Genomic DNA, 11,613 nt, shown 5'->3' on the forward strand with positions numbered 1-11,613 from the left:
CGCCCTTGACGACGACCTGAGATCGGTGTCAGGGTCTCCTCTTGAAAACGCACAGATGTGCGTTTGACGCACATGCAAAGGACGGTAGAGGTGTCAGCAACACTCCGCTCAGAGACGACAACCCGCTCCCCTGTGCTGGAACTAGTCAGGTCCATGGCCTCCCGGAGCCCGGGTGCCGCCGCGGTGGTGTCCGACGGGGAGTCCCTCGCGTACGGGGAACTGGTCGCGTCGGTTGAGGCGCTCGCCGAGCGCATGCGGGGATTGGGAATCGGCCCTGGTGACCGCGTCGCCCTGTGCTTGCCCAATGGAGCGGCTTGGGTCCGCTCCTACCTGGCTCTGTGCGAGACCGGGGCGGCGGCCGTCCTCATCAACGCCCGCTATCCCGTTCCCGAGGTCGCCCGCATCCTCACCGCTGCTGGAGCGGCCGGCCTGGTGGGCGACAGTCGGGGCCGGATCGGCGACGCAGCGTCGCTCGACGCGCTCTACGTCCATGGCGCCGCCCTCGAGGTCGTCATGGACTGGGCGACAGTGGTCGATGGCGTCCCCGCCACGGCCGGGGTAGCAACGGGCCGCCACAACGGTGAGCGGGCACCGCTGACCTCGCGGAGCTCCCTCCCGGCCGGCGTGCCGCTCCCCCAGGCTCGTGGGGACGAAGACGGCGGGGTTGCCACTGTGTTCGCCTCGTCCGGTTCGACCGGCGCCCCCAAGCTGATTGGCCACTCACAGGCCGCGATCGCAGATCACAGCCGGGCGGTGGCGGCGGCGTTCGGTTACGACCGGGAGGGTGCCGTGGTCCTCGGGCAACTCCCGTTGTGCGGCGTTTGGGGGTTCAACACCGTGATGGCGGCGTTCGCAGGTGGCGCCACGGCGGTCCTGATGCCCGAGTTCGACGCCAGCCAAGCCGTGACGCTGATTGAGCGCCACCACGTCACGTACGCGAACGGCCCCGACGCGTTCGTGCGTCGGCTATTCCGCGAGCTCGAGACTCGCGGCCTCGCGGAGTCCTCGATGCGCACAATCGGGTTCTCGACCTTCACCAACGACAGCCGAGAGCTCGTCGACTGGGGTGACCGGCTCGGCATCTCCCTCACCCAGGTGTACGGATCCTCCGAACAACTGGCGTTGATGCTACGGCGGCGCGAGGGCGGCGACCCAGCCGACCGATCCGAGCCGGGCGGCCCCACGACGAACCCCGACACCAGGCTGCGCGTGCGGGACCCAGAGTCGGGGCAGCTGCTGGCAGTCGGTGAAACCGGCGAGCTCGAAACCTATGGCCCGAACGTGATGCTCGGCTACCTGAACGGCGACGGCCTCGACCGGTCGACCTTCACCGAGGACGGCTGGGTCCGCACCGGCGACCTGGGGTATCTCGAAGACCCCACCACATTCCGGTTCGTCACCAAGGACAAGGACGTCCTACGCCTAAGCGGCTTCCTCGTCGACCCCGCAGAAATCGAGGGCGCGCTGGAACGCCAACCGGAAGTCATCGAGGCCAAGGTAGTAGGCGTCGCCACGTCCGACGGCCCTCGCTGCGTCGCGTTCATCAGACAACCCGACGGAAGTGAGCTGGACGAGGAGGGCCTCCTGTCGCGGCTGAGCGGAGACCTCGCCACCTACAAGGTGCCCTTTCGCGTGATCGCCATCGAGGAGTTCCCCCGAATCGACGGCGCGAACGGGATCCGGATCCAGCGGCTCGCGCTGCGCCAGCAGGCCGAGGAGGCAATCCGATGAGAAGCACCCTGTTCACTCCCGCGTCAGTAGCGATACTCGGCGCCACCGACAACCTGAGCAAGCTGATCAGCTACCGGCCCATCCAGTACCTGAAGGATTTCGGTTTCCAGGGATCGATCTACCCGGTCAACCCCAAGTACGACGCGGTTCAGGGCCTCCCCTGCTACCCCAGCCTCGATGAAATCCCCGATGTGCCGGAAGCGGTCGTAGTCTCACTGCCGCGCGAGGCCGCCGTCTCCGCGGTACGTCAGGCCGCCGACCTCGGCGTCCGCACGGCCATCGTGTACTCCTCGGGGTTCGCCGAGGTTCCCGACGGGCGCGACCTTCAGGGAGAGCTCTCAGCCCTCGGGCACTCCGGTATCGACATCGTCGGGCCGAACTGCCAAGGCCTCGCCCACGTGATGAGCGGATACTTCCCCTGCTTCTCCACCGCCTTCGCGACCGGGAGGCCCCGGCCCGGGACGACGGCCATCATCTCGCAGAGCGGCGCGGTCGCCGCCATGCTGTACAACCGGTGGCACGCCGTAGGAGGCGGGATTTCTTACTGGGCGGCCACCGGCAACGAGGCCCACCTCCACGTCGCCGATGTGGCCGGCGAGGTCCTCCCGAACGACGACGTCGACCTGGTGATGATCTACGTCGAGTCCATCAAGGACGCGCGAGCCTTTGACAACCTCGCTCGCCGTGCGGCAGAGCTAGGCAAGCACATGATCGTGTACCGCTCCACGCTCAGTGCCGATGCCTGGACTGCGGCGGGTGCCCACACGGGCACCGCCACTCCTGAGCCCGACGACGACCAGGCCCTTCGCGAGCACCCGAACCTTTGGGTAGCTCGCTCGCTGGAGGAGACGATCGAGCTCGGCCAGTACCTGCGCGCCCCCGGTGGCCTGCGCGGCCCAAAGGTGGCTGTGCTGAGCAACTCGGGCGGCCTCGGCGTCATCCTCACCGACGCGCTCTCACGCGAAGGCCTGGCCACACCGCCGCTGTCGGAACCGACTCAGAAGGCAGTGCAGCAGCAACTGCCGGGATTCGCATCGGCCAGGAACCCTGTCGACGTGACCGCCCAGCTCCTCAACGAACCGCACCTGCTCGCCAAGGCGCTGCCGCCACTCCTCGACGACCCCCATGTCGACGGGCTCGTCGTCGGGCTCGGTGCAGTGGGCGACGGCTACGACCTGGACGCCATCCGCGACGACCTCACCTCGGCCGCCCGGAACAGCGACAAGCTTGTCACGGTTGCCCAGGTCGGCAGCAGCACAACAGGTCTCGGCGAGCACTTCGGGCAGGCCGACATCCCGGTCTTCGACTCCCCCGCCGCGTTGGCGGCCGCCCTGGCCGGCTACGGACGCCGCACGGAGGCACGGGCGCGTTCCGCCGACGCCGCCTCGGCAGACTCCGGCCACGTGCGGCGGTTCCCCGGCCCGCCGGCTCCCCGCCTGGTCGACCTCACCCCAGGGGCGACCTACACCGCGACGGGGGCTCGCCTGACCGCGGAACGGGTCGACGCCTACGCAGACGTGGTCGCGACACCAGGTGCGGCACCCAACACCCACACCAGTTGCCAGCTGGCGCGCGCCGCCGGGTACCCCGGACGCGTGGTCGCCGGGCTGCAGGTGCTCAGCGCCCTCAACACCCTCGGTCATGAGACGGGCCTGTGGGCCCATTCGGAGGTCCAGGCCGGCTTCGACGACGTCCGGATGCTGTCGCCGACCTTCGAGGACGACGAAATCTCCATGGAGATGGTCGTCGACCGGGTCAAGGAGCTGAGCCCGGTGAACGGCGAGCGCCGCGGCCTGGTCACCTTCAACTTCATCCTCGCCGCCACCTCGACGCCCGACGGCGACACGGAGCCACCGAAGCCCCGCCAGGTGATTCACGGGCAGGTCACCTACCTGTTCGGCAACAACGGCGACGAGGCGACGTGAGGGATGCGACCCCATGAACCGTACTTCTACGAAGACCTCGAGCCGGGTCAGGTCTTCGAGACCCCCCGCCGCACAGTCACCGAAACCGACCTCGTCACCTTCGCGATGTTCACCTCCGACTGGAATCCCGTGCACACCGATGCGTTGACGGCGCGAGATGCCGGCTTCGCCCGGCCGCTCGTCCACGGGGCGATGGGCCTGGCTCTGGCCACCGGCCTCATCCAGCGCACCGGGATGTTTGAGGGGTCGGCCGTCGCGCTGCTGAACTTCCAGGAGTGGAACTTCAGGTCGCCCCTGTTCGTGGGCGACACGGTGCACACCCGGTTCGCGATCGAGGCGATGCGCCTCACGTCGCGCGGCGACCGCGGCATCGTCACCCGGCGCATCGAGCTCATCAACCAAGACGACGAGACCGTCTGCGACGGGTTGAGCGACTTCATGGTCCTCAGCCGGGCCACCACTTCACAGATCAGGAGCAAGCGATGAAGACCCGGATCACAGACCTGCTCGGGATCGAGCACCCCGTCGTGCAGGGCGGCATGCAGTGGGTCGCGACCGCCGACCTGGCCGCGGCCGTCTCCGAAGGCGGCGGCCTCGGCATGATCAGTGCGCTGACCCAAGAGACGTCCGAGGACCTCGCACGGGAGATCGCCCGGGCCCGGAAGATGACCGACAAGCCGCTCGGGGTGAACCTGACGATCCTGCCCTCGGTCCGCGAGACACCGTTCGAGGAATACCGCAAGGCGATCATTGACGGCGGCGTAACGGTGGTCGAGACGGCTGGCGCAAATCCCGGCCCCCACGTCGAGGACTTCCTCAGGCACGGCGTCAAGGTGATCCACAAGTGCACCAGCGTCCGCCACGCGGTCAAGGCCGCCGCGTTGGGTGTCGACGCGGTCACCATCGACGGGTTCGAGTGCGCTGGCCACCCCGGCGAGGACGAAATTCCCGGGCTGGTCCTGTTGCCGATAGCCAGGCGGGCAGTCGACGTGCCGGTCCTGGCGTGCGGCGGCTACGCGGACGGGCGCGGGCTGGCTGCGGCGCTGGCGCTAGGAGCCGACGGGGTCACCATGGGCACCCGGTTCATGTGCACGCTCGAGTCGCCCATCCATCCGGCGATCAAACACGCGATCGTCGAGGCCAGCGAACGGGACACCGAGCTGATCCTGCGACCCCTGCGCAACACCTCGCGCGTCTACAGCAACGGCGTGAGCCGGGAGGTCGTGTCCCGGCTCGAGGCAGGCGGGACGTTCGAGGACGTCAGGGAACTCGTCCTCGGTACTCGAGGTCGTCGCGTCTACCTGGACGGCGACCCGGAGGCGGGCGTGTGGACGGCGGGAGCCTCGATGGGCCTCATCCACGACGTTCCCGGCTGCGCCGAGGTGATCGCCCGCATCGTCGCGGAAGCACACAGCACGTTAGCCGATCTCGGCAACCCCGATGAAGCAGCACACCCAACCGCTGGAGGCAACTGACCATGACAACCACGGCCCAAACGAGCCCGGACCCCCGGGTGTTGCGTCGAGTGCTCGGAGCCGCCGTCGTGGGCTCCTCGCTCGAGTGGTACGACTTCTTCCTGTTCTCCACCGCCTCGGCCCTGGTCCTCGGGCGGCTGTTCTTCCCGACCAGCGACCCTGCGGTGGGGACGCTACTGGCCCTGGCCACGTTCGGAGTCGGGTTCTTCGCACGCCCCGTCGGATCGGTCATCTTCGGCCGGCTCGGGGACAAGCTCGGGCGCCGCCCCACACTGGTCGCCACGCTGCTGCTGATGGGGTTCACCACCACGGTGATCGGGCTGCTGCCCACCTACGCCACCATCGGCATCTGGGCCCCGCTGAGCCTGGTGGTGCTACGGCTCCTCCAGGGCCTAGGCGCGGGCGCCGAGCACGCCGGCGCGACGATCTTCGCCGTCGAGTACGCCCCACCACACCGCCGCGGGCTGTTCGGCGGCGTGCCGGCCTCCGGCCTGTACGTCGGCGTGGTCCTCTCCTCCACCGTCTACGCCCTGTTCGCTTCCATGCCAGAGGAGCAGTTCCTGGCGTGGGGATGGCGGGTTCCGTTTCTGCTCAGCTTCGTGCTGGTCGCGGTAGGCATGTACATCCGGCTGAAGACGGAGGAGACCCCGGAATTCCGGCAGCTCGACCGTGAGGACGGTGACGCCCCGAAGGCTCCGCTGACGCGGACGTTCCGCGACCAGTGGCGCAGCGTCCTGGTGATCATTGGCCTGGTGGCCGGCCCGTTCACAGCGACGTACGCCTACCAGACGTACGCTCTGTCGTTCCTCGCCGACCGGGTGGGCATGACAGGCCTGGTCGGGACCTATGCCCTAACGATCGCCGGGCTCGTCGCGATCGCGTTCACGCTCGCCTCCGGCGCCCTCTCGGACCGGTGGGGCCGCCGCACCGTCATCGTGCTGGGCGGCATCGTCTCCGGTGCGTTCGCGTTCCCGTTCTTCTGGCTTCTCAGCATCGGCAGCGCCGCGGCCGTGGTCCTCGCGATGGTGGGCGGTGTGGGCATCGGCGTCCCTCTCATGCTCGGCTGCCAGGGCGCCCTGTTCTCCGAACTGTTCAGCACCGACAGCCGGTTCACCGGCTTCTCGGTGAGCCGCGAGCTCGGGTCGATCTTGTTCGCGGGCATGACCCCGTTTGCTGCCGCGATGCTGGTCGAGTGGGCCGACGGCCGGCCCTGGCCGGTGTCGGTCTATGTGCTCGCCGCAGTGTCCCTCACCGTCGTGACAGCGCTGGTGATCCGCGAACCGGCGGCCCGGGAGCACCTTCCGGGCTCTCAGACTGACCCCCGCGCCGGCCGTGCAGCGGCATCGCCCGCTGCCGTCGGGCCGGTGCTCACAGATAGGCGTGTCGTAGATCCTGGCTGAGCTGCTCGGCGATCTCCTGGAGCAGCGGTAGGAACTCCTCGACCATCTGCGGCGGGCTCATCCGGGTGGTGTGGGAGGTGAGGTTGACGCCGCACACCACCCGCCCGTCCCTGCCGTACACGGGGACGGCGAGGGCCAGGAGACCCAATTCGAGCTCTTCGGCGACCAGGCAGTACCCCTGGTGACGGACCCGGGCGAGCGTATCCCGCAGCTCGCCCGGGTCCGTGATGCTGTGCGGAGTCGCCTCCCGCAGCTGGGTGGAGCGCAAGTGGTCCTCGACGACGTCGGGGTCGGCGTAGGCGAGCAGCAGCCGTCCGATGGAGGTCAGAGTGGGCTCCAGGACCGAGCCGATGGCCAGGTTGGGGCCGACGACACGCTTCACTTCGACGCGCGCCAAGTAGACGACGCGGTGCTGGTGGAGAACGCCGAGCGAGCAGGACTCGTGGGTCCGGTCCGCCAGCGGTTTGAGCCTAGCCTCGGCGATCTCGGTGCGGGGGTCGGAGGAGAGGTACGCGTAGCCCAGTTCGAGTACGGCCGGCGTGAGTCGCCAGCCAGCTCGAGTCTCCTCGGCGTAAGCGAGGGCACGCAGCGTGCCGAGAACACGGCGAACGACGGCGCGGTCGAGGTCGGTACGGCGGGCCACCTCCGAAAGGCTCAGAGGTTCGGAGGATTCGGTGAAGGCGCGGATCACCGTCAGGCCGCGTTCCAGGGCCCTCATGCCCGGCGGGGATTCCTGCACCATGTGGCTCCTAGATCAGCTTCTCGTACGTGTGAAGAGTATCCGTCGTCCGACAAGGGCGGTAACCCCGAGTGCTGAGTGGCAGCGCTCGTGGTTGTGGAAGATCTCGATGTACTCGAAGATCGCGTTGGCGAGCTCGACCCAGGTCTTCCATCGTCGGCGGTTGAGAAGCTCGATCCGCACCGCGGACCAGAAGCTCTCCATCATGGCGTTGTCCAGGCCGTCGCCGACGGTGCCGAAGGACGGGAGCAGACCGGCTGAGCGGATCTTCTCGCGAAGATCCAGGAGGTGAACTGGGTTCCGTGGTCGACGCGGACGATCCCGCCGGGCTCGGGTCGGCGATTGCGGATCGCCATGTCGAGGGCATTGACCACGAGGGTGGCGTCCTGCTTGGAGTAGATGGACCAGTCCACCATGCGGCGGCTGTAGGCGTCGAGGACGGCGGCACACTAGATCCACCCTTCTCGGGTTCGATGGTGGGTGATGTCGGTGACCCACAGCTCGTTCGTACTTCGTCGGTGGCCGCGCACACCCGGTCGGCAAGACCTACATCAACCGCTCGATCATCCCCGCGTTCTGCGGCAAGGAGGTCACCTGACATGGACACCCTCACCACCCCCTCCCAAGCCACACACGTCTATAACACCGAGAAGGACCACTACCTCGCAAGCTCAGACGCATCGAGGTCAGACCCGTGACATCCGTCGGATGATCGAAGAGGACAGCTACTGCATCGACATCCTCACTCAGATCAGCGCGAACACCTTGATGACCCATCTCACGGCATTGCAGCAGCGGCTGACCGAGACTCTGACTTCGTTTGAGTCGAGGGCTGATCGCATCGCTCGACCGAAGGTTCACGGCAACCACGAAGCCATCCAAAAGTCGCCGATAACGTCAGCCCCATCTTCAAACCGGGCCTTGCTCGCCCGGACTCGTCACCGGGTCGGTGTCAGACTTTCGGGGCGAGAGTTGAGGGTGTTCAACGCTTTCTGAGCAGCGTGGCAATGAGGGCGGAGCCAAGTGCGAGGAGCGCGGCCGCGATGATGAGCGCGAAAGAGAAGCCTTCCGTCGCGGCGCGCAGCGGACCAGTCGAGTCGGCCAGGGTGTCGGTGCGGCGTGCGGCCAGGGTGACCAGCACCGCCAAGCCCACAGCTCCGCCGATCTGCTGAACCGAGCTGAGGACTGCCGAGCCAAGCCCGGCGTTCTCTCCCGTGGTACCCGCGACCGCGGCGACCGTCAGTGCGGGCAGGCTCAGGCCACAACCGAGGCTGGTGACGAGCATGCCAGGCAGAACGCCGGTCGCGTAGCTGTCGTTCGGCGCCACTCCGGACAGCAGCAGTAACCCGGCCGAGCTGATCAGGAACGACACGACGAGGGTCGGGCGCATTCCGAATCTGATCACCGCACGCGAGGACAGCCACATGCCCGCGAGAATTCCCGCGCCGTAGGGCAGATAGGCCAGACCTGCCTTCAACGGGCTGTAGCCGAGCACGGTCTGCAGGTGGATCATCAGTAAGAAGGCCATCGCGAAGAAGGCCGCGGAGAACAGCAACGTCGAGCCGTTGGCGACGGCACGGGTACGGAAGGCCAGGAACGACAACGGCACCAACGGCTCGGCCATTCGCGACTCGACCGCGAGGAATGCGACGGCCAGCACGAGAGCAATGAGCAAGGGACCGACGACGGTCACGTCACCCCATCCCGATTCCGCGGCCTGGAGCAGGCCGAAGACCAGCGACACAACGGCACCGGTGCCCAACACCGCACCTGGCACGTCGAGACGCGCTCTGACGGTCGCCCGACTCTCACCGACCAGACGCGGGAGCAGCGCGACGGCGAGTACAGCAGCGGGCAGGTTTATCAGGAAGATCCAGCGCCATGAGGTGAGGTCCGTCAGTGCACCGGAGATCACCACTCCCGTTGTGCCGCCGAGACCGGCGATACCACCCCAGACGCTGAGCGCTTTGGCGCGCTCTTCGGCTCCGGGGAACAAGAGGGTGATCAGTGACAGTGCCGCCGGGCTGGCCAGGGCCGCGCCCGCACCCTGCACGAATCGGCCGGCCACGAGTTGCCAGGGCTCCTGTGCCAGCCCGCAGGCAAGGCTGGCGACACCGAACAGTGCCACGCCTGCGAGGAAGACGCGCCGACGGCCCAGCAGGTCGGCTGCGCGACCGGACAACAGCAGCAGCCCGCCGAACGCGAGGAAGTATGCGTTGACGACCCAAACCAAGCCCACGGCGGTGAATCCGAGGTCGTCCCGGATACTGGGGAGGGCAACGCTGACCACGGTGTCATCCATGACGAGCATGAACTGCACCAGACACAGCACGATCAGGGCAGGCCTACGGCGACCGGGAACTGTGCCGGGGACCGATGCTCTCGTCATGAAAGGTGTCCTGTCGCGGTCGGGCCGTGGGTACTGCAGCGGCAAGGACGTGGCTGGATCGGCATGTGGTTACGCTAAGGTCGCGGCAACGCTGACCACAATCCGCTACGGGGACAGGTCATGTCGCGTTGAGGACATAGACTGAAACCGTGAGCGAGGCTGTGTCAGGCGCAGTGCCACCCGGCGTAGGAACGATCGTCGTCGGGAACTTCCCCCTGTCGTCGGGGCAGTGGATACCAGCGCACAGCCACCCACAGCATCACCAGCTGGCCTGGACGCGGCGCGGCGTGCTCGGCGTGGCCGTCGGCGACACCTACTGGGTCCTGCCGCCCACCCGGGCGCTGTGGTTGCCCGCGGGAGTCGTCCACCGAACCGGCGCGACCCGCGACGCCGTGCTACACAGCCTCTACCTGGAACAAGACAGGTGCCGTCTGGACTGGCGAGAGCCGACGCCGGTCGGTGTCGACGGGTTGCTGGCCCACCTGATCGACCACCTCAACCGAAAGGACCTCGCCGACGATGCGCGGTTGCGGGCCGAGGCGGTCGTCCTGGATCTCCTGCACCCGTTGCCGATCACGCCGATCGACGTACCGCAGCCCGTGGACGAACGGGTCCGCGCTGTGGCCGACGCACTCCTCGCCGATCCCGCGGATCCGCGGAACCTCGATGCACACGCCCGGGCCATCGGCGTGAGCCGGCGCACCCTCACCCGGCTCTTCGTCCACGACACGGGCATGAGCTTCGACCGCTGGCGTATGCACATGCGGTTGCGAGCCGCATTGCCCCTCCTCGCCGAAGGCCAATCCGTATCCAACGCCGCCCGCAGCGTTGGATACGCGACACCAAGCGCCTTTCTCGCGGCGTTCCGCCGAGTCGTCGGCACGTCCCCACGGCACTACCTCAACGGCAACGTGATCTCAAAGGCGCACGACACGCCATCCCCGCAGTAGACGCTAATCCGGTCGCCATTCCAGCTGACCAAAGGATGCGACACCTCCGAGAAGACGTCTCCTTCCGCTGTCTCGCTGCGGGCCAGGCGTTGGCGGGTAGCGCGGCCCGTTCGAACGGCAACGGTCGATCAGCAACGCCTCAGCGCCCCCGGTCGCTGCATCCGCCGCACGCCTCAGACTCCCCTGGCAACCCGGCAGCGCACTGTTCGCCCTGTGGCTGGAGTTCTACCATGGACTGCGCAACGTCCCTTCTGGGTCGCCGCGCTCGCCGAGGACGCCCCACCCTTGGCAAGTGTTGAACGGCTGCTGGCCCTGCAGGCTCGCACCCAACGGACCGAGCGCACCACCGCTGGAACCATGCTCGGCTGCCTGTTCGGAAACCTCGCTCTGGAGCTGAGCCATGACGCCGATGTAGCAGCGGCCGTATCAGCCGTGTTCGAGGACCAGGTCGCCCTCATGGCCGACACGCTCCGTGCCGCCGCTGAGGATGGCAGCATTGAACCGGAGCGGGCGACCTCCGAGAACGCCCGCGCCCTCCTGGCGCATCTCGAGGGCACCGTGCTCCTCGCCAAGGTCGCAAACGATCCCGATCTGCTCGATCGGCTGTGGCCTACCTCCGCGCTCCTGCTCGGCGTCAAGGCGTAGACGCGAGGGCCGCTTTCGCGTCAGACACCGGGCTCGCAAAAACAGCCTGCACGTCCCGATACGTTGGGCCTCAACCCATCCCAGGACCCTGACGATGTTGGCCAGTAGATCGCCACAGCGGGTCACGAAGTCAGAAAATGCGTTACGCGCCTGCGAACGCTCTTCTACCGGCTCTTGCAACAGGCCGTGGACAACGATCCCAACCCACTCTCAATCTCCTTGGGGCCTGCCTTGATTTCGGCAAGCCGAATTGGCCCCGGTTCGGCATTCTGAACTGGCCCCGGCGGCTGGGTTGCGGGATCGGTCGGCATCTTGATGTGGCCCCACCTGCCGTCGTCGGGCGTGGGGCGGCACTCTGA

At 67.6% G+C, this 11,613-nt stretch carries 10 protein-coding genes and 1 pseudogene; 8 read left to right on the forward strand and 3 right to left on the reverse strand.

Annotated features, from left to right (window positions below):
• Positions 1-90: 90 nt before the first annotated feature.
• Genes D0C15_RS29960 through D0C15_RS29980 form a run of 5 tightly spaced genes read left to right on the forward strand, consistent with a single transcriptional unit; the run spans position 91 to position 6,531 of the window.
• Positions 91-1,731: an AMP-binding protein gene (locus D0C15_RS29960; protein WP_211323382.1), complete on the forward strand. Its 1,641-nt coding sequence runs from the start codon at positions 91-93 to the stop codon at positions 1,729-1,731.
• Positions 1,728-3,656: a CoA-binding protein gene (locus tag D0C15_RS29965; protein WP_116051484.1), complete on the forward strand. Its 1,929-nt coding sequence runs from the start codon at positions 1,728-1,730 to the stop codon at positions 3,654-3,656. The genes D0C15_RS29960 and D0C15_RS29965 overlap by 4 nt, the downstream gene beginning before the upstream one ends.
• Positions 3,657-3,659: 3 nt before the next feature.
• Entirely contained in the window at positions 3,660-4,142 is a 483-nt protein-coding gene (locus D0C15_RS29970) for a MaoC/PaaZ C-terminal domain-containing protein (RefSeq protein WP_116051485.1), read from the forward strand.
• The gene (locus D0C15_RS29975; RefSeq protein ID WP_116051486.1) at positions 4,139-5,131 is read left to right on the forward strand and encodes an NAD(P)H-dependent flavin oxidoreductase; all 993 of its coding nucleotides are present in this window, start codon (positions 4,139-4,141) and stop codon (positions 5,129-5,131) included. Before D0C15_RS29970 ends, D0C15_RS29975 begins: the two co-directional genes overlap by 4 nt.
• Before the next feature lie 2 nt (positions 5,132-5,133).
• Positions 5,134-6,531 carry an MFS transporter gene (locus D0C15_RS29980; RefSeq protein WP_116051487.1) on the forward strand — a complete coding sequence of 466 codons (1,398 nt, stop codon included), beginning with the start codon at positions 5,134-5,136 and terminating at the stop codon, positions 6,529-6,531.
• Here D0C15_RS29980 and D0C15_RS29985 read toward each other — a convergent pair.
• On the reverse strand, positions 6,500-7,273 hold the full coding sequence (locus tag D0C15_RS29985) for an IclR family transcriptional regulator domain-containing protein (RefSeq protein ID WP_116051488.1): 774 nt from the start codon (positions 7,271-7,273) through the stop codon (positions 6,500-6,502). The genes D0C15_RS29980 and D0C15_RS29985 overlap by 32 nt on opposite strands.
• A 66-nt stretch (positions 7,274-7,339) precedes the next feature.
• Positions 7,340-7,791 (reverse strand): annotated as a pseudogene (locus D0C15_RS29990) (IS3 family transposase); the annotation flags it as partial.
• On the opposite strand from D0C15_RS29990, the gene D0C15_RS35820 reads away from it, so the two are divergent.
• Entirely contained in the window at positions 7,754-8,266 is a 513-nt protein-coding gene (locus tag D0C15_RS35820; RefSeq protein ID WP_425455443.1) for a metal-sensing transcriptional repressor, read from the forward strand. The pseudogene D0C15_RS29990 and the gene D0C15_RS35820 overlap by 38 nt on opposite strands.
• Here D0C15_RS35820 and D0C15_RS30000 read toward each other — a convergent pair.
• The gene (locus D0C15_RS30000) at positions 8,253-9,659 is read right to left on the reverse strand and encodes an MFS transporter (RefSeq protein ID WP_116051489.1); all 1,407 of its coding nucleotides are present in this window, start codon (positions 9,657-9,659) and stop codon (positions 8,253-8,255) included. The genes D0C15_RS35820 and D0C15_RS30000 overlap by 14 nt on opposite strands.
• Positions 9,660-9,808: 149 nt before the next feature.
• Here D0C15_RS30000 and D0C15_RS30005 point away from each other — a divergent pair, with 149 nt between their 5' ends.
• Positions 9,809-10,609 carry a helix-turn-helix transcriptional regulator gene (locus tag D0C15_RS30005; RefSeq protein WP_116051490.1) on the forward strand — a complete coding sequence of 267 codons (801 nt, stop codon included), beginning with the start codon at positions 9,809-9,811 and terminating at the stop codon, positions 10,607-10,609.
• A gap of 213 nt (positions 10,610-10,822) precedes the next feature.
• On the forward strand, positions 10,823-11,254 hold the full coding sequence (locus tag D0C15_RS30010; RefSeq protein WP_162830305.1) for a TetR family transcriptional regulator C-terminal domain-containing protein: 432 nt from the start codon (positions 10,823-10,825) through the stop codon (positions 11,252-11,254).
• Positions 11,255-11,613: the final 359 nt, after the last annotated feature.

The sequence above is a fragment of the Amycolatopsis palatopharyngis genome, assembly GCF_003385185.1.
Taxonomy (GTDB): domain Bacteria; phylum Actinomycetota; class Actinomycetes; order Mycobacteriales; family Pseudonocardiaceae; genus Amycolatopsis; species Amycolatopsis palatopharyngis.